The sequence below is a fragment of the Klebsiella sp. NPDC088457 genome (assembly GCF_044900465.1).
Taxonomy (GTDB): domain Bacteria; phylum Pseudomonadota; class Gammaproteobacteria; order Enterobacterales; family Enterobacteriaceae; genus Klebsiella.
Map to the genome: position 1 here is coordinate 11,771 of NZ_JBJDNH010000015.1, position 18,439 is coordinate 30,209.

Genomic DNA, 18,439 nt, shown 5'->3' on the forward strand with positions numbered 1-18,439 from the left:
GTTTAGGCGAACGCTATTTTTTGGAGCAAAAAACATGGCCTATGTTCCACCCGTGGGGCAGACCACTGACCCCGAAATTTTTATGGATAACGTCAAGCGGGCCGATCGGCTGATTAGCGGGCCAGCGGCCACGGTGGAAGACCGCGGCGGGGTGCCGCTGGACTCATGGCGGCTGATTATGGAGAAGGTTTTCGCGGCCATTACCGACGCGCAGAACAGCATCACAGCTATCGGGTTGCCGTTTAACACACTTGATGATGCCCAGACCGCTGTAGCAGATGGAAAAATCCCCGAAGGGGCAGTGACCTGGGTCCGCAGTATCGATGACACTGAACTGGCCGACGAGTACAAAAATATTGCCGGGACACTGACAGCAACCGGGCGGAAAATGCTTTCTCAGGAGTCCGTAGAACCGCTGTTAAAACTGCTGGAACTGCTCACATACATTTCCGACGATGAGTATGAGGGTTCTGGCATCGATTCGGCAGGGATGGACAGTGCCGGACGCTGGTTGTGGAAGTGGATAACGGATGTTTTGTGGTTAAAGAATCTCGTCGTGACGGGAAATTTGACCGCCGCGAAGGCTGAGGTCGAAGAGATTGAGGCCGGGCAGGTCACTATCAACGGTATACCTGTCAAAAGCGTTGATAACGTCGATTACCTCGATTCAGATGAGTACGCCGGGGCGCTATTTGACAGCGCGTTAGTGTCGGAAAATCTCCGCTGGCTGATGGGCTGGATTGGTGACCGGGCATTCTTTAAGAATGTGACACTAGGCTCACTGCTGGCCCGAATCATAGATGTTGACAGCCTGATTGTTGGTGGCGTGCCATATCAGTCGTATTTAGCGGACGCATCCGAATTTGAAGGCAGCGTGCTCGTGTCCGGCATACTGGATGAGAACAACCGCATTATCAGCGGCCTGTCAGAAGATGGGGAGACGTATCCAAAGACAGAAAACGACTTCCGCGTATTCGTTGATGACAAAAACCTCAAGGTGCTGAACACCCGCACCGCCAGAATGACTGTATTTGCCACAGATACCGACTTCACTAACTTCCGTAACGAATCCGACTATTTCATTTTTAATTCCCCCTCATCAGATGCCGTCGCCGGAGAAATCATGTGTCCATACAATGCCTGGCTGCCCGTTTCAGAATACGGACGTAAAACGCTCGCGCTCTGGGGTCATTCCTTCATCGGGAATAACACCTCATTCAGTTTAAAGCTCAGCCAGTTGACCGGATATCCCGCCTACAACTTCGGGCGCTCCGGCGCGACGTCTGTCGCGATTGCACTCAGGAACGGTGCGTATACCAAAAACTACCAGCCTGCAGGCGGTGTCATCCCTGCGACTGGCGATGTGACACTAACGCCAGCGCAACCTGGGCCACTGCAGATTGTTGGCGATGTTGCTGCAGAAGACGGCCTGAAATGTTCCCTGGCCGGTGTTGCTGGCGTTATTAACTGGACCGGGACGGAGATGATATTCACCCGCTCAGACTCCGGCAGCGCAGTTAGTGTCACCGGGCCGACGCCATTGGAGGTTTACCCCTATACCACGCGCGAAATCGGCGATATTCCGCTGGCGACCCGCTACGACCAGCACCGCGAAGCGGTCAATATCCTGTGGATTGGCAGAAATAACGCCTCGTCCATCATGCAGATCCTCAGTGACATGAAGGCCATCACTGACAGGCTGACACGGCAGAACCGGCGCTTTGTTGTGCTGCCTGAATTCCCGATGGCCAGCGAAGTAATCGGCACAAACGGGCATTCACAGGTCATGTACCTGAACTCAGAGCTGAAGCGACTCTACCCCGGGAACTACTGTGAAATTGACGGCGTTGACCTGTTGCAGAATTTCAAAAACCACTACAACCCGGACTCCCCCCAGGATGTTGAAGATATCGCCAATGGCATCACCCCAACGTCACTGCGGCAGGACACCCTGCATCCCAGCCAGAGTCTGCGCCCGAATGCGCTGTTTGTCGGCACAGAGGTCAACGCAATTTTCGTTCATCAGTTCATGGTCAGCAATGGCTGGCTGTAATCAGGAGTAATAAACATGACAGCAGGTCCTTTTGAAAAGCGTGGGAATGTCACTCTGGCGAGTGGTGAATATCTGTATCGCGATGCGGCTATTAACGATGCGTGTCGCCTGTTGCTGGATTTTGGCCGCACCTGGCCTGGCGGTAACAAAACCGGGGGCTATCCAGCTGCCGCTACCATAAAAAACCTGTGCTACACGGATGACGCCGCAACAGCTGGCAATGCGATGAGTTATGACGGTGGCGGAATTAAGGCCGCGGGAAATTTCCTTGACCGGATCCTGCTTCCCGCCAGCGCCATTTTACCCGCGTCATGCACAAAACAGTTAATCACCCTGACATTCAAAATCCCGGTAACGGGATATGACCCGCAGCATTCGGCTCGCCAGTGCGCGTTATTTTCCGTCGGCAGTGGTCCGGCGAGTGCAACGACCCTTTCTGCAATCCTGGCAAACAGTAATGCAGAGGGCAATCTGAACAATATGCAGTTTCAGGCGTGGGGGGCATCATGGGACGGTTCTGGCGGTGTGGATACTGCCGTGAGAGCTGCGCTCGGGACAGTCACGCAGGTGGCGATGTATGCCTATAAAGTCAGCGATACGCAGGTTAAGAGTCAGCTTTTTGTCAATGGGGTGCCGGTGGTTGAAAAGGCAATGACTCCCTCGGCTGCATACCCTGGCGGGTTTACAAAGACACAACTTTTCAGCGGTTCATTCGGTAGTGCTTCTGGTGGTACGGTTGCGACTGTTTACAGAAATGCTGTTTATGACATGAGTAACTCGGATTTAAATCCGGCTGATATTGTTGCTCTGGATTATTCTCGTAATCACTCCCGCTTCAACTAATAATCAATGGTCATCAAGTGCTTTTGGTGACCATTGATACATCCCAAAATTACTCAATCGATCATTTACGCACCATGCATAACTTCGCCATTTTGGCATACATAATTCTATGCATTTTAATGCAATACAAAACGCCGCGCTACATAACGATGTCAGAACTGCAGCAGCAGGTCGCGTTGATAGCCGCTACCGGTGTTTCTGCTCTGACCAGAAAAATACCGCTGGCACACATAGGATTTTTCTTAGAGTATGAGCTGTGCGCAAAGACGTACACACAGCAATAATGTCGATCTAGTTTCCCCCCAGGGTGTGCCTGCCCAGGGGGTTTTTTGCTTTTTCACGGATTAATTTTCAGGATCATGCAGTTTTACCGCCTCATGATATGTATTATTTTTCCTACGAGAATCGCGTTCCCGCCACCTCCACATCATCAGCCAAAATTTCTGCGGTTGTTTTGTCCGTCGCGGTCAGGTCATCTTTCCGGTAACGGTAAAAACTGCCAGTCCATGCTACCGGGAAAGCACCGGATGTACCGATATAGCGATACGTCGGTGCTGCCGGTACTGTTGTCGCTACAGACTGCCACCCTGATGAATATACCTGCACCTGGTCGAGATAGACGTAGATTCGCTGCTGCGTATTGTCTGCGCTAATTTCGCATTCAACAGCAAACTGATGCGGGCCACCATCGAACAGTGGCGCCAGTTGAGATGCGAGGGCATATTGTCGCCCGCGCACATAGAGCGCGATGGCCGACGGCGAGGCCCCGGAAACGGCTGTTGGGGCCATCCCAAACATAGAGGACGCCAGTACGTTCAGGTTTGATGTGGAAAAACTAAACGTCTGGTTATCCACTCCGTTAATTTCGCAGTAAAATTCCGGATATGCTTCTTTGTATCTCCGGTTTAACTCTGTCATCTGATTAAACCCAGTTGATCCGGCTGGCTCTCCGGAAGAGTTAAAATCTGCAAGAATAACTATTTTCAGACCGATATTTTTTACATACTCGACCATGGAAACAAGGTTTTCCATAATCAGGTCTGTCTGGCTTAAATTATTACGCCCAATCCAGAAGATATTTATACACTCGTCGTGCAGATCAAACTGCGTGCCGGATGCGATGCTTCCGCTGACATTCACGGTTGTTATCGGATAAACAAATAAAGGCGTTTGCACCGATACAGGGACAGCATCGCCGGCAGTATCACGGGTGAATACCGCGCTAGTGCCATCCCAGGCGAATACACCATCCACCCCAGCCAGGTTGCATTTCAGCGCAACAGGCGCCGCAAGGGAGCGGCAAGGGCCAGGCAGCGAAGGTGTCAATGTCACCGCGCCGCTCGCCGGGATTGATCCTCCTACTGGCGCATAGTACGCCGGAGCGCCCCCCTGACGTGCTGCTATGGCGTCACTGGTTTGCCCGGCCAGCCCGAAGTTGTACAGTGGTATGCCTGTCAAAGCACGCAGTCTGTTGAAGAATGCGCCGTTGTTAATGAACGAATGGCCCCATCCCACGATTTTTTTACGCGCAATATACGCATGCGGCGTCATTTCCGGCAGCCGGGCGTAAAACAGTGCGCCCGGCGGCGGGTCGGCGCGATCAGACTGCCAGACGATACGGTCGGCACCATCGGGCCGAGGCGCTGTCTCGTTGCTCTCACCGTTCGTAACCTGCACCTGTTTTCCAGTCTCAGAGTTATACGCAAAAATCTGAGAATAACCTGACGTTACATCGGCGAACGGCAATAGTGGGTTAGTCTGCGGTGACAACTTAGCCAGTTCGTCCTGCAACTCCTTAATATCTTCAAGCGCTTTCCAGTAGTCTTCGGCCCGGAAAATCACATCACGGTTTTTATCTAAAACAGTCCATGCAGTCGGGTTAAACGGAAATGCAGAGCTATCCTGAAACTGAGAGGCATTACTCAGACGGGTAAGGTTTTTAGCATCCTCAGCTGGCAATATGGCGTTGACGTCAAGCGACACACCATTAACGGAAAGTTTCGCAACATCAATTTCTCGATAGAAGCACTTCATGTAATTGAAATAGACATTGCCACGAAGGGCCCACATCATATTTTCCATGTAATCTTTCGCGATGTAATCAAACGATTCGGCAAAGGGATAATTTTCTGAATCCATCGTTTTAAATAAACGAACATGACTCAGAACCTCGATGTTCTCCTTATCTTCCTCATCCAGAATATTGCGGTCAGATACCGCCATGCCATTCAGATTAAATTCCTTTGTGCCTACAAACGGAAAAGACCAGTTCAGCAGCGTTGTAAAATCCTTCCCCTTCCAGTAAAAAATCACATCGCTATTAGCATCCAGTCCTAATCGATCATAATTTTCCGCAAACGGAAAATCTCCGCCCCCCGTATCTGATGCCAGAAATATTGTTTTGTCATTTAATGGCATGAGATTTTTCAGAGAGTCATACGACAGCATCTTCCGCCCGGTAGCCGTCAGCGTGCCACCTACGTTCATATACTCATCAGCCAGCGAACTACCATCGGAGCTACGAACCCACGTTACCGCCCCATCCGGGATTTTCCCGTCATCGGCGGCGACCTGAGCTTCCGCCAGGGTGGTAAACGGCAGGCCAATGGCGGTGATGCTGTTTTGTGCCTCAATGATAGCCGCGGCGACCATCGCCATAATCTGGCGCCAGGAGTCCAGCGGGACGTCGGCGCGGTCGGGAACGGTAGCCGCAGGCCCGTTCACCAGTTCATCCAGACGTTTGGCGTTATCGAGCAGCACCTCCGGAGAGGTGTTCCCGAGTGGCGGATTAAGGGCCATGTTTTGCTCCAAAAAATAGCGTTCGCCTAAACGAGGGTTTGTGCGAATGTTTGGAGCTTTTTACAATCAGCTATTTCAAAGGGTTACAACATGCTGATTGGCTATGCTCGGGTGTCTACCGGGGAGCAAAACCTCGATTTACAGAAAAACGCCCTCATTCGCGCAGAATGTGAGCAGATATTCGAAGACACAGCGAGTGGGAAAAATGCCCGGCGGCCGGGGTTAAAACGCGCGCTGCGCCGGCTAAAACCGGGGGATGTGCTGGTGGTCTGGAAGCTGGACAGGTTGGGGCGCAGTGTCCGCGATCTGATTACGCTCGTGTCAGAGTTGCAGGCGCGCGGGGTGAATTTCCGCAGCCTGACCGACTCGATCGACACTTCGACGCCAGCAGGGCGCTTTTTCTTCCACGTCATGAGCGCACTGGCGGAAATGGAGCGCGAGCTGATCATCGAGCGTACCCGTGCCGGTTTAGCCGCTGCGAGAGAGCAGGGGAGAGTCGGAGGCCGCCGCAGGGTAATGACCGAAGAAGTCGTGGAACGAAGTCGCAGAATGTTGGAGAACGGCGCGACCCGGCAGCAGGTGGCCGACGTGATCGGGGTAGGGGTGAAGACAATTTATAAGTATTTCCCTGCTGGGTAAGGATGATCATCTACGAACCGTATGCAAGAGCACGTAGGTGATCAATGGCTGCATAGGCAGAGGACAGCCATAGATATTTTACTGGTGCCTCGTTTGCTGAAGAAGCCCGGAAAGCTCTTAAACGTGGAAACTACTGCCAAACTTTTTCACCGATTTTCACAGCTGCCAATATGGCTTGTTCGGTTTCCTCGTAAAAATTTGGAGTGGCCAGTTCCCAACGTCCATTTTTATGCACCATCAGCAGGTAATCAGAAATCAGTCCAGGATCCCGGACAATAGCAAATGTCATCATATCTGGAGATGGTGACGGTAGTTTATTGTCTGGTGGTAAGTAGATCCGTACCCCTGAGATAATCACATTCGCAATGTCCATTACTCCTCCATCATCCACATATCCGCCTCTTCAAACATCTCCTGGACAATCCGGCTGATTTGCTCCTTTTCGTGCTTACTGGCATCGGTGTTGATCGCAGGTAAGGTCATCATCGGTTTTACACGTACATCGGCATCGGGAAAAATCCTGTGAACACGCTTAGTTAATTCAGCCGTAATTGTCTCTTTTGCCCCGGTCAGTCCTTCAAAGTTTCTTTTGTCATAAATCAGTTCCACAAACATTTCCTTCCCCTCTTTACTGTGTTTATATACAGTATATATACTGTGTTTGTGTACAGTGTCAAGCCGAGGAGTCAATGTCATGGCCTTTCCATCCCCAGCAAAAGATTTTGAAGAACAGAGGATTTCCCTTGATGAGAAGTTTATTCGCCATCCTGCCGCGACCTATTTTATGCGTGCAGGGAGCACCTACTATCGGGCAGGGATCATCCAGGGAGCATTACTGGTCATCGATGCATCACTAAGCCCATGTGATGGGTCGCTGCTTGTCTGTGCGATGGATGGCGAATTTAAGTTAAAACGCTACAGGACAATGCCCGATCAACATCTTGAGAATCTGCTAACCGGAAAAAGGGAGGAACTACCGAGGGATGATTTCGATGACAAACCGCCAGCAGTATTTGGGGTGGTTACTTACATCATCAATGATGCCCGAATTGGTGAGTTTGACGATAACCCGGTGATGTGAATTTCGACGGGGTTTCACCCCCATTTCACCCCATTAACTCCCCGTGCGAAAAACAGGCATAAAAAAACCAGCCTTAAAAGGCTGGTTTCTCTGGGTTTTTTGGTCGGCACGAGAGGATTTGAACCTCCGACCCCCGACACCCCATGACGGTGCGCTACCAGGCTGCGCTACGTGCCGACGCGTGGGGGATAATATTACCCGTTCCCCGACCGAATGCAAGCCGGGAAACGGCTGATTGATTCATAATTAATCAATCAGTTAGCGATGAAGCGTTTTTCATCCGTCAGGATCTGCAGCAGCAGGCTGAGCTGAGGTTTGCGGTTATCGATCTTCTTGCCTTCGCTGTTCCAGGTACTGTAGGTCCCGTTGTGGTTTAGCACCACGGTGGACTCTGGCGAAGTGACGGCCAGCGTATCGCCGTTTGCCGCGGTGACCCAGCTGCGGCGGCGCGCCGGGCTGAACAGATCTTCACCCTGCGAATATTCGTTGGCAGGGGTGGAGACGTGCAGCAGACGCTGCATCAGGGTCGTCATCACATCTTTGTTATCGGTCAGCGCGGCGATGTTCTGCGCCGGGATGCCCGGCCAGTGAATCACCAGCGGCACCTGCAGCTGATCCCGTGACCACTCAAACTGCCCATGGCGTGGATTCAGCGGCATACCGTGACCGGCGGTAACGATCACTACGGTATTGTCGAGTTTGCCCGCGTCACGCAGGGTGCTCAGCACCCGGCCGATTTGCGTATCGACATCGCCCGCGGCGCGGCTATAGCGGCGGACAAAGTTTTGCTGCTGGCCGTTATCCAGGGTCGTGCCATTGAGTGAAATCCACGAGAACCAACGGTTTTCATCCTGCGCGTAGCGGTTCAGCCAGCTAATCCACTGGCTTGCCGTTTGTTCATCGCTTTGCGTTTTCGCCCCTGGCAGGGAGAAATCAGACAGCAGCGCCTGGCGATAGAGCGGGCTGCTGAAGCCGTCGGAGGAGAACAGTCCCAGCTGATAGCCCTGCTGGTTCAGGGCGGTAATCAGCGCCGCCGGAATACGGGCCGACAGGACGCCATCCATATAGCCCGGTGAAATCCCGTAGAACAGGCCAAAAATGCCGTTATCCGTGGTATTGCCGGAGCTCATATGCTGGGTGAAGTTGACGCTTTCTTTGGCAAAACCGGCCAGCTCCGGCATGTTCTTCTCAAAGCGCGAATAGTTCAGGTTATCGACGGTGATCAGCAGCACGTTATAGCCGGCGCCGAGGTCGCGATAACGCAGGGGACTCAGCGGATACTCGACGGAGACCGCTTCCGGCGCGCCTTGTTCTACCAGACGACGCTGATAGTCCTGCGCGTCAAGCAGGCCGTGTTTCTCGAGGAAACGGCGTGCCGTCATCGGATAGGAGAGCGGCAGATTCGCTCGCTGCATGGTAATCGGGCGATAGAAATTCGCATCCGCCCAGATATAGATCAGGTGGCTGCTGATAAAAGAGAGAAAGAAAAACCAGGCAATCGGCCGGACATAGCGGCGGCGACGCGTCAGGCTGCGCAGCTTCTGCCAGCTCCAGGTGGCAAAGAGCATTTCCAGCAGGAAGATAACCGGCACGCTGATAAACATCAGCTGCCAGTCGCGCGCCATCTCGTTCTGATCGGGGTTGATCACCAGTTCCCAGACAATCGGGTTAAGATGCAGGTGGAAACGGGTAAAAACTTCGCTATCAATCAGCAGGAGCGTCATCCCCGCGGTCGCCAGAATGACCGACAGGAAGCGCATTAATCGTTGCGATATGACAATAAAGGTCAGCGGGAAAAGAATCAGTACATAGCTGGTGAACACCAGAAAGCTGAAGTGACCAACGAGGCTGACGTACGAGAAGATACGTCCGCCCAGCGTCGTTGGCCAGTCGGCGACAAAAAGATAGCGGCTGCCGAGCACCATGGCCAACACTATGTTGAACAGGGCGAACCAGTGCCCCCAGCTGACCATCTGGGAGATTTTTTCTCGGTAGGGCTGACGAAGAGTCACCATATACAGTTGTTGGTTATCCTTAGTGCGCCGGATCGTCGTTGATCGAAGACTGCAAAGCCTGGGCAAAAGAACGGGCGATCGCCTGACGCTGCGCCGGCGCGACGCTGCTATTGATCAGGTTGGTCACCATATTGCCCAGCACCATCAGTGAAAGGTCAACGGGGGCTTTGTGTGTTTCCAGCACGTGGGTCAGCTCGCTGAGCAGCTGTTCGACGTGTTCATCACTATAGCGGGATAATTGCGGCATAAACTCAAAATCTGTTTGTTCGTGAAAGGGCAACATATTACCGTAGCAGCAGCTTTTTTTCCGCATTTTTTCGCCACGGCGCAAAAGCGCGCAGGATCGCGAGTCTCTGGTCGTTGCGGAGTCACGCGACGGTTGCGTCGCCGTCCCGGCGGTGGTTGAATACCGCCCGGTCTAAAAGGAGAGTTTAACATGAGTCTGGATATCGACCAGATTGCCCTGCATCAGTTAATTAAACGTGATGAACAAAACCTGGAACTGGTGCTGCGCGATTCCTTGCTGGAACCGAATGCGACGGTCGTGGAGATGATGGCCGAGCTGCATCGGGTCTATAGCGCAAAAAACAAAGCCTACGGCCTGTTTAACGAAGAGAGCGAGCTGGCGCAGGCTCTGCGCCAGCAGCGTCAGGGAGAAGAAGCGTTTCTCCCGTTCAGCCGTGCGGCAACCGGCCGTCTGCGCGACGAGCTGGCGAAATATCCTTTCGCCGAAGGCGGTATCGTGCTGTTCTGTCAGTATCGCTACCTGGCGGTAGAGTACCTGCTGGTGGCGGTGCTGAATAACTTAAGTAGCATGCGCGTTAATGAAGATCTGGATATCAGCTCCACCCACTATCTGGATATCAATCATGCCGACATCGTGGCGCGTATTGATTTAACCGAGTGGGAAACCAACCCGGAATCGACCCGCTACCTGACCTTTTTGAAAGGCCGGGTCGGGCGGAAAGTGGCCGATTTCTTCATGGATTTCCTCGGCGCCAGCGAAGGGCTGAACGCCAAAGCACAGAACCGCGGCCTGCTGCAGGCGGTGGATGATTTTACTTCCGACGCGCAGCTGGACAAATCCGAGCGACAGAACGTGCGCCAGCAGGTTTACGCCTACTGCAACGAACAGCTGCAGGCCGGGGAGGAGATTGAGCTGGAATCCTTATCCAAAGAGCTTGCCGGAGTGAGTGAGAAGAGTTTCCAGGCGTTTACCGCAGAACAAGGGTATGAGCTGGAAGAGAGCTTCCCGGCGGATCGCAGCACGCTACGACAGCTGACTAAGTTTGCCGGTAGCGGCGGCGGGTTAACGATTAACTTCGATGCCATGCTGCTGGGCGAGCGGGTGTTCTGGGATCCGGCGACGGATACCCTGACTATCAAAGGCACGCCGCCCAACCTGCGCGATCAGCTTCAGCGCCGAACCTCCGGCGGGAGCTGATCGCGAACACCCTCAGCTTCGGCTGGGGGGGTTGCCCTGTAGCGAACACCGGCGCGGCGCGTCTTAATCCCGCACTGCGCCAGCTGCGCCTCATCCACCAGGTCATCGATCAGCGCGACGGCACTGTCGGGGCTATGGGTTATGATAGCCCAGGCCAAATCAGCGCGGCCGCTCGTTGAACAACGGCCTGTTTTGCGGCGATTTGTACGTTTTTTGTTGTTGCACCGGGGGGCTGAACGCGGCATCGCTCCTTGCCCCGGGCGGCGCAAGGAGCGGTCACGCTTAGCGTAGCTTTTGGGCGATGGCGCTATACATCAGCGCCGCTTCCAGCGGCTGGGCAGTAAATGAAGGCTCAGCCTGCGGCCAGGTTGACCACTGCACAATCACCAGATGTTCCGCGCGGTTGACCATGATCACCTGACCATAGATACCCAGCGCCCACAGCGACCCTTTCAACCCTTCCTGCGGGGTGGGCGCAACGTTTTTGGCGTTTTGAGGTATCGCATTGTTCCACCATTGATAGCCATAAATTCCCTCCGGGTGCGCCGGCGAGACGGAGTTCAGCGCAGTGCTCCAGGCGGAGGATTGGTCAAACCAACCGTCGGGAACCAGTCGTTTACCGTTGGGCAGGCGTCCGTCGCGGGCGACAAATTCACCGAAGCGGCCCCAGTCTTCCAGGGTGGCGTTGAAGCCATGAGCGCCGACGTCATGTTTGCCCTGCTGATAGGCATGCCAGACGCCATCGTGGGCCATTCCACCCGGCTGCCACAGGGTTTGTTCCAGCCATGCGGCAAGCGGCATTCCGGTGGCGCGCTCCAGCACATCTCCCAGCAGCCACGCGCCGCCGGAAGAGTAGGACCACTGCTCGCCGGCCGGATGCGCGCGTTGCAGGGAGGCGACAATCTTGCGTACGCAATCGTAGGCGCCCGGATGCGCCTCGCACTGGGTCAGGCGGGCGAAATGGGACTGCGGGTTGGTGTAGTCTTCATTCCATTCGACGCCGGAGGTGTGCTGAATCAGCTGACGGAGGGTGACGCCATCCCAGGCCGTGCCTTTCAGATCGGCTTCATAATCGGTGACCCGGTCATCCAGCGTACGGATTTTACCTTGCTGAATCGCGATACCCACTAACGTCGAGACCACCGCTTTACCCACCGAACGCGACGTCCACAGCGTGGTGTCGGTATTGCCGGCGCCAAGGTATTTATAGGCAATTTTGCCCTCTTTCAGCACCAGAAAACCGGTGACATTCTGGCGCTTCAGATAATCCTGCAGGTTCCAGGTGTGACCGTTTAGCGTATAGCTGACATCGGTCAGCGGCTGGTCTGCCTGCTGTAGCGCTACCGGGGTACCGTGATGGAAGACATCGCCGCGATAGTTACGATAGTCGTTACGAAACCCGATAACGCGATCGGACCGATCCCAGTTGAGCATCTCTTTTTTGTCCGGCAGCGTTTGGTCAAACGGCGTGGGGCAGACATCCAGCATCACGCCGCCGCATGACGCCTGCGACTGCGGTTGCGCGATGCTCACGGCGGGGAATATCGCCAGCATCAGCGCCAGGGCCAACGGTTTTGCGCTTTTTATCTTTGTCATCAGAGATTCCTTATTAGCAATAACGAGCAGGCCCGCAGTATATAAACCGTTCCTGACAGGCTAAAATCAGCCTATGGGGGATTTTCCCCCGAAGGAAAAGATGAGATGACAACGCTACACTACTCCTTTGCCCAGATTGAGGCCTTTGCCACCATTGCCGAGACGGGCAGCCTGTCGCGGGCCGCCATTCGCCTAGGCAAAGACCGCACCACGCTGCGTGATCTGCTGGATTATCTGGAAGATGCGTTGGGATACACGCTGTTTCTGCGCGCAGGCCGCAGCCTGGCGTTAACCGCCGAAGGGGAGCAGCTATTTCGCCAGGCGCATTTACTGCTGCGCCAGGCCCAGGCGTTTGAATCGTTTGCGCAGACGCTGCCGCGCACGGCGTGTCAGGCGCTACGGGTAGTCTACGATCCGTTTGTGCCCCGGCGGTTTCTCTGCGCGCTGGCGGACACGCTGGCCCGGCGTCAGCTGCGGCTGAGCTGCTGGAGCGCGTCGCGGTGGGAGGCGGAGCAGGCGCTGGCCGCGGGGGAAGCCGATATGGCCATTTGCCAGGCCAATAACCGCACGCTCGGCAGCGAGATGGAGTGGCGGGCGCTGGGCGTCGTTGACCTGGGTTTTTATGCCGCAGAACGGCTGTTCGCCGACTGCGCGCGTCCGCTGACGCTACTCAATCTGTCTTTGGTGCCGCAGCTGGTGATGCATCGTCGCGCTGATGAGCAAATCGCCCGACGGGTGCAGATCTCAGGGCATACGCTGTATATGAATGAGAAAGCGCTGTTGCGTCATGCGTTACAGCAGGGGCAGGGGTGGGGATTCTTGCCCGATCATTTCCAGGCCGCCGACTGGGCTGGAGTGAAGGAGATTGCGACTGAGGTGGGTAGCCAGGGTCTGAACGTCACGATGGTGATGCTGTGGCTGCCGGGGATGAATAAACACCGGACGCTGGGCGAGGCGATCGATTTTGCCCCTCAGCTGTGGGAGCGAAGCGCATAACAAAACGCCCCGGACCTTGCGGACCGGGGCGTTTGCCACTCAACGTTGTATCGCGATTAAGCGCGAACGAAGTCGATGTGAGTCAGTTTTGGCTTGAACGCGTGACGCTGAACAGCCTGAACTTTAACTTTTTCTTCTTTACCATCGATAACGATGGTCAGAACTTCACCGTAGAACTCAGCTTTGGTCTGAATGTTCCACACTTTGTCCTGGTCCAGCTCAATTGCTACCGGAGCAGCTTCGCCGCCATAGATGATGGCCGGGAATTTGTTAGCTGCACGCAGGCGGCGGCTCGCACCCTTACCCTGCTCTTTACGTACTTCTGCGTCGATAGTAAACATTGATGTCTCTCTATATTTAAATCCTGCTACAGGCGACCCAGCAGCAGGCAGATGATCTGCTTTGCGAATGCAAAAGCGGGCGGCATTATATCCACCTATGGCCCTGACAGCAATCAAAACCTCAGCCGCAAAGGCGATTAACGCAGTTCATTGGCCCGTCGGAAACGTCCCTGATAGTCGAACACTTTCTCACGTACCTGCCAGTATTGCCCCTTCATGCGCGCGACGACGAAGTCCGGATGGCGGAGCAGCGGCTGCTGGGCGAGAATGTCGGCAGGCGTTATCCAGCGCAGCGGCACGCCCGGCGTACGGGTATGCGGGCGAATAAACAGCTGTTCAAACGCGGTGCGCTGGGCGGGCGTCTGTAAGCGGAAGCGTTCGCTGACGTCGGCGCCGTCCTCATCGTAATAGGTGATTTTTAGCCACGGACCCTTATCGTCGGCGCCGTGCTGCAGGTCCATGCCGCTACAGCGCAGCACCAGCGCATCTTTGAGCTTCAGCGCCGCCTTCAGCATATCATCGGGGTCCACCAGAATGGTGTCGCACTCGCGGCAGCGGCGGGCGGCAATGTCATTCTCCGCATGACACTGCGGGCAGTTCTTAAAGCGAAAACGAAAATCGCACTGTTCGCGATGGCCGTCATCATCCTCAAACCAGCCCTGGCAGCGGCGGCCAAAATGTTCGATCAGCGTACCGTCGGCAGTGGTTTTACCCCAGAAGGTATTGGCGAAACCGCAGGCCGGGCAGAAGACCTGCACCGGGACGTTGTCGCTCTTGCCCTTAGGGGCGCCGACTTCCGGGGCGTAAAGGTCGTGAGGATTGCCGGCATAGTCGAGAATCAGGCAATCGGTTTTCCCCGGCGCGAGGCGCAGGCCGCGGCCGACGATCTGCTGATACAGACTGACCGACTCGGTGGGGCGCAGGATGGCGATCAGATCGACGTGCGGCGCGTCGAACCCGGTGGTCAGCACCGCAACGTTCACCAGATAACGATACTGCTGCGCTTTAAAGGCTTCGATGATCCGGTCGCGCTGCGGCCCGGGCGTTTCCCCGGTAATCAGTTCCGCTTCGCCGGCGGGGAGCAGGCCGCTAATTTCCCGCGCGTGCTCCACCGTGGAGGCAAAAATCATCACCCCTTTACGCGCCTTTGCAAACTCGACGATCTGGCTGACAATGTGTGGCGTAATGCGCCGCTGCTTTTTCAGCTCAAGGTTGAGGTCGGCTGCGCTAAACAGGCCGTTGCTCTGCGGCTGAAGGCGGCTGAAATCATACTGTACCACCGGCATATCGAGGCGTTCCGGGGGCGTCAGATAGCCGTGCTTAATCATATAGCGCAGCGGCAGCTCATAAATACAGTCGCGAAACAGCGCCTTCTCGTCACCGCGCACCATGCCGTGATAATGAAACTGGTAGATCCAGCCTTTGCCCAGCCGGAACGGCGTGGCGGTCAGGCCGAGCAGGCGCAGCTGAGGGTTAACCTGCTGTAAATGGCTGATAATTTGCTGGTACTGGCTGTCGTCGTCATCGCTGATGCGGTGGCACTCATCGACAATCAGCAGCGAAAACTCCCCCTGAAACTGTTCAAGATTACGCGCCACCGACTGCACGCTGCCAAACACCACTTTACCGTGGCTCTCCTTGCGTTTCAGCCCGGCGGCGAAGATATCCGCCTGCAGGCCGAGGGCGCAATACTTCGCGTGGTTCTGCGCGACCAGCTCTTTGACGTGCGCCAGCACCAGCACGCGGCCGCGCGCCAGGCGCGCCAGTTCAGCGATGACCAGGCTTTTACCGGCGCCGGTGGGCAGAACGATAGCTGCGGGTTCATGGTGGCGGCGAAACCAGGCTAAGGTGGCGTCGACCGCCTCTTTTTGGTAGGGGCGTAATGTAAAAGTCATGGATTTACTGGCGTTAATTAACTCGCAAATAGTATGCCACGAATCTTTTCCCTTGAGTGGCGTTAAGAGCCCGTTATACTAGCCAATGAACTTCTTCTTTTTCGGGCGTTTGCCCGCTCCAGCATTATTACAGGCTAAAAAAATCTCATGCGACTTGATAAGTTTATCGCTCAGCAACTTGGCGTCAGTCGGGCTATTGCCGGGCGTGAAATCCGCAGCAGCCGCGTTCTCGTGGACGGCGAAATCGTGAAAGACGCCTCGTTCAAGCTCCTGCCGGAGCACGACGTGGAGTATGACGGTAATCCGCTGACCCAGCAGAACGGCCCGCGCTACTTTATGCTCAACAAGCCGCAGGGATACGTGTGCTCTACCGACGATCCTGACCATCCGACGGTGCTCTATTTCCTCGATGTGCCGGTGGCGCACAAACTGCATGCCGCCGGCCGGCTGGATATCGACACCACCGGGCTGGTGCTGATGACCGATGACGGGCAGTGGTCGCACCGCATTACCTCCCCGCGCCACCACTGCGAGAAAACCTATCTGGTGTCGCTGGAAAACCCGGTGGATGAGCAAACGGCCGAACGGTTTGCCAAAGGAATTCAGCTGCATAACGAAAAAGAGCTGACCAAACCTGCGCGCCTTGAAGTGCTGACGCCGACGGAAGTCCGCCTGACCATCAGTGAAGGGCGTTACCATCAGGTGAAACGGATGTTCGCGGCGGTGGGGAACCACGTAGTCGGCCTGCATCGTGAACGTATTGGCGACATTATGCTGGATGAATCTCTGGAGCCTGGCGAATATCGCCCGTTGACGGAAGACGAGATCGCCAGCGTTGGCCTCCAGCATGCGCGGAGTAAAACGTGACGGCAAAGCAGAATTCTTCATTAGGGATTGTGTTTATTCTTGGCCTGCTGGCCATGTTGATGCCCCTGTCAATTGATATGTATCTCCCGGCGCTGCCGGTGATCTCGGCACAGTTTAATGTGCCGGACGGCAGCGCGCAGATGACGCTCAGTACCTATATTCTGGGCTTTGCGTTAGGTCAGCTGCTGTATGGCCCGATGGCCGACAGCATCGGCCGTAAGCCGGTGATCCTCGGGGGAACGTTGATTTTTGCCGCGGCGGCGGTGGCCTGCGCGCTATCGCAGACCATCGAGATGCTGATTAGTATGCGTTTCTTCCATGGCCTGGCGGCGGCGGCGGCGAGCGTGGTGATCAACGCCCTGATGCGCGACATCTATCCGAAGGAAGAGTTTTCGCGCATGATGTCGTTCGTCATGCTGGTCACCACCATTGCCCCGCTGGTGGCGCCAATGGTGGGCGGCGCCGTGTTGGTATGGTTCAGCTGGCACGCTATTTTCTGGATCCTCGCGCTGGCGGCGCTGCTGGCCTCGGCGATGATTGCGTTCTTCATCAGCGAAACGCTGCCGGTTGAACGGCGGCAAAAGTTTCGCATGCGCACCACGCTCGGTAACTTCGCGACCCTGTTCCGCCATAAGCGGGTGTTGAGCTATATGCTGGCGAGCGGCTTCAGCTTCGCCGGGATGTTCTCATTTCTCAGCGCCGGTCCGTTTGTGTACATCAATATTAACCACGTCTCCCCGCAGCACTTTGGTTACTATTTTGCGCTGAACATTGTCTTCCTGTTCATCATGACCATCATTAACAGCCGCTTTGTGCGCCGGGTAGGGGCGCTGAATATGTTCCGCGCCGGGCTGTGGATTCAGTTTGTGATGGCGGTATGGATGGTGGTTTGCGCGCTGCTGGATGTCGGATTCTGGGCGCTGGTGGTGGGAGTCGCGGCATTTGTCGGCTGCGTATCGATGGTCTCCTCCAACGGCATGGCGGTTATCCTCGATGAGTTTCCGCACATGGCGGGTACCGCCTCTTCGCTGGCGGGAACTTTCCGCTTTGGTATCGGGGCGATTATCGGCGCCTTGCTGTCGATGGCGACCTTTACCACCGCCTGGCCAATGCTTATTTCCATCGCGTTTTGCGCCAGCAGCTCGATTCTTTTCTATCTCTATGCCAGCCGGCGGCGAAAAATCGCCCATTAATACACCTTCCGGGGGGCGATTTCCGCCCCTTTTTTGATGCACATCAACCGCGATGGGCTTCAGGGTTCTGTAACTTGTTTCTTTTATGTAAAATAAATTAGTATAAAAAGTCGCATTGTTGCGATAAAAAAGTTGTTTTGGATCACAGAAACGGGTACATATAGCCCCGATCTGTTTCCGCAGCGTAACTATAAAGTTCTGGATAATAAGCCGTTAACCCTGGCGCCATGCGGGTGTAAGCGTTTTCTATGCGGATGCAGGACTATTTGTCAACAGTGTGTTAATATTGATGTAAATTTATTGTGAAGTACTTTGCTTCCGGGGAAACTAAGTGAATACACAACAACTCTCTATCGTACACCGTCTGCCGCAGAGCTATCGCTGGCTGGCCGGTTTTGCGGGTTCAAGAGTTGAACCGATTCCGCAAAACGGCGCGCAGAGCGAAAACAGCCTCGTGGCGTTGAAATTACTCAGCCCGGACGGTGAGAAAGCGTGGCCGGTCATGCATACGCTCAGCCAGGCGCTTAGCGACATCGAAGTCGACTGCTCCATCGTGGAGTGCGAAGGGGAGCCGTGTCTGTTCGTGAATCTGCAGGATGAGTTTGCGGCCACCTGCCGGCTGAAAAACTTCGGCGTGGCGATAGCTGAACCTTTCTCGGGTAACAATCCATTCTGAC

General features: G+C 55.0%; 17 protein-coding genes and 1 tRNA gene. 9 read left to right on the forward strand and 9 right to left on the reverse strand.

The genetic code is table 11. The features are described 5' to 3' along the window. Window positions 1-34 precede the first annotated feature (34 nt). A complete protein-coding gene (locus ACI2JR_RS11570; protein WP_462478606.1) occupies window positions 35-2,053 on the forward strand; it encodes a hypothetical protein in 2,019 nt (672 codons plus the stop codon). 15 nt (window positions 2,054-2,068) lie between these two features. Continuing rightward, window positions 2,069-2,896 (forward strand): hypothetical protein, encoded by an 828-nt coding sequence (locus tag ACI2JR_RS11575; RefSeq protein ID WP_462478607.1) that lies wholly within the window; start codon window positions 2,069-2,071, stop codon window positions 2,894-2,896. Window positions 2,897-3,292: 396 nt separating this feature from the next. Here ACI2JR_RS11575 and ACI2JR_RS11580 read toward each other — a convergent pair whose 3' ends face one another. After that, window positions 3,293-5,695 (reverse strand): TolB family protein, encoded by a 2,403-nt coding sequence (locus tag ACI2JR_RS11580; RefSeq protein WP_462478608.1) that lies wholly within the window; start codon window positions 5,693-5,695, stop codon window positions 3,293-3,295. 90 nt (window positions 5,696-5,785) lie between these two features. On the opposite strand from ACI2JR_RS11580, the gene ACI2JR_RS11585 reads away from it, so the two are divergent. Further along, window positions 5,786-6,334 (forward strand): recombinase family protein, encoded by a 549-nt coding sequence (locus tag ACI2JR_RS11585; RefSeq protein ID WP_462478609.1) that lies wholly within the window; start codon window positions 5,786-5,788, stop codon window positions 6,332-6,334. Between the two features lie 130 nt (window positions 6,335-6,464). Here ACI2JR_RS11585 and ACI2JR_RS11590 read toward each other — a convergent pair whose 3' ends face one another. Both ACI2JR_RS11590 and ACI2JR_RS11595 read right to left on the reverse strand, forming a co-directional pair. Then, window positions 6,465-6,707 (reverse strand): hypothetical protein, encoded by a 243-nt coding sequence (locus ACI2JR_RS11590; protein WP_462478610.1) that lies wholly within the window; start codon window positions 6,705-6,707, stop codon window positions 6,465-6,467. Beyond that, window positions 6,707-6,949, reverse strand: a complete 243-nt coding sequence (locus ACI2JR_RS11595) for a DinI family protein (RefSeq protein ID WP_462478611.1) — start codon at window positions 6,947-6,949, stop codon at window positions 6,707-6,709. The genes ACI2JR_RS11590 and ACI2JR_RS11595 overlap by 1 nt, the downstream gene beginning before the upstream one ends. 79 nt (window positions 6,950-7,028) lie before the next feature. Between ACI2JR_RS11595 and ACI2JR_RS11600 the strand changes: the two genes are divergently transcribed. Next, the gene (locus ACI2JR_RS11600) at window positions 7,029-7,415 is read left to right on the forward strand and encodes a S24 family peptidase (RefSeq protein WP_462478612.1); all 387 of its coding nucleotides are present in this window, start codon (window positions 7,029-7,031) and stop codon (window positions 7,413-7,415) included. 100 nt (window positions 7,416-7,515) lie between these two features. Here ACI2JR_RS11600 and ACI2JR_RS11605 read toward each other — a convergent pair. The 3 genes from ACI2JR_RS11605 to ACI2JR_RS11615 form a co-directional block, all read right to left on the reverse strand. After that, a tRNA-Pro gene (locus tag ACI2JR_RS11605) sits at window positions 7,516-7,592 on the reverse strand. A 77-nt stretch (window positions 7,593-7,669) separates the two neighbouring features. Further along, window positions 7,670-9,430: an LPS biosynthesis-modulating metalloenzyme YejM gene (gene yejM / locus ACI2JR_RS11610; protein WP_132725541.1), complete on the reverse strand. Its 1,761-nt coding sequence runs from the start codon at window positions 9,428-9,430 to the stop codon at window positions 7,670-7,672. Between the two features lie 19 nt (window positions 9,431-9,449). Beyond that, window positions 9,450-9,677, reverse strand: a complete 228-nt coding sequence (locus tag ACI2JR_RS11615) for a YejL family protein (protein ID WP_132725538.1) — start codon at window positions 9,675-9,677, stop codon at window positions 9,450-9,452. 189 nt (window positions 9,678-9,866) lie between these two features. Here ACI2JR_RS11615 and yejK point away from each other — a divergent pair, with 189 nt between their 5' ends. After that, window positions 9,867-10,874: a nucleoid-associated protein YejK gene (gene yejK, locus ACI2JR_RS11620; protein WP_132725535.1), complete on the forward strand. Its 1,008-nt coding sequence runs from the start codon at window positions 9,867-9,869 to the stop codon at window positions 10,872-10,874. A gap of 282 nt (window positions 10,875-11,156) precedes the next feature. On the opposite strand, the gene ACI2JR_RS11625 is transcribed toward yejK, so the two are convergent. After that, a complete protein-coding gene (locus ACI2JR_RS11625; protein WP_462478613.1) occupies window positions 11,157-12,470 on the reverse strand; it encodes a serine hydrolase domain-containing protein in 1,314 nt (437 codons plus the stop codon). A gap of 105 nt (window positions 12,471-12,575) precedes the next feature. Between ACI2JR_RS11625 and ACI2JR_RS11630 the strand changes: the two genes are divergently transcribed. Then, window positions 12,576-13,466, forward strand: a complete 891-nt coding sequence (locus ACI2JR_RS11630; protein ID WP_132725531.1) for a LysR family transcriptional regulator — start codon at window positions 12,576-12,578, stop codon at window positions 13,464-13,466. Between the two features lie 56 nt (window positions 13,467-13,522). Here the strand turns inward: ACI2JR_RS11630 and rplY are convergent, their stop codons facing one another. Both rplY and ACI2JR_RS11640 read right to left on the reverse strand, forming a co-directional pair. After that, the gene (gene rplY / locus ACI2JR_RS11635) at window positions 13,523-13,807 is read right to left on the reverse strand and encodes a 50S ribosomal protein L25 (protein ID WP_132725528.1); all 285 of its coding nucleotides are present in this window, start codon (window positions 13,805-13,807) and stop codon (window positions 13,523-13,525) included. Window positions 13,808-13,944: 137 nt separating this feature from the next. Further along, a complete protein-coding gene (locus tag ACI2JR_RS11640) occupies window positions 13,945-15,702 on the reverse strand; it encodes a DEAD/DEAH box helicase (RefSeq protein WP_462478614.1) in 1,758 nt (585 codons plus the stop codon). 147 nt (window positions 15,703-15,849) lie between these two features. Here ACI2JR_RS11640 and rsuA point away from each other — a divergent pair, with 147 nt between their 5' ends. From rsuA to ACI2JR_RS11655, 3 genes are all read left to right on the forward strand, one after another. Beyond that, entirely contained in the window at window positions 15,850-16,569 is a 720-nt protein-coding gene (rsuA, locus tag ACI2JR_RS11645; RefSeq protein WP_132725523.1) for a 16S rRNA pseudouridine(516) synthase RsuA, read from the forward strand. Beyond that, window positions 16,566-17,762, forward strand: coding sequence for a Bcr/CflA family multidrug efflux MFS transporter (locus ACI2JR_RS11650; RefSeq protein WP_462478615.1), 1,197 nt, complete (start codon window positions 16,566-16,568; stop codon window positions 17,760-17,762). The genes rsuA and ACI2JR_RS11650 overlap by 4 nt, the downstream gene beginning before the upstream one ends. Window positions 17,763-18,093: 331 nt before the next feature. Further along, entirely contained in the window at window positions 18,094-18,438 is a 345-nt protein-coding gene (locus ACI2JR_RS11655; protein WP_132725518.1) for a YejG family protein, read from the forward strand. Window position 18,439 lies beyond the last annotated feature (1 nt).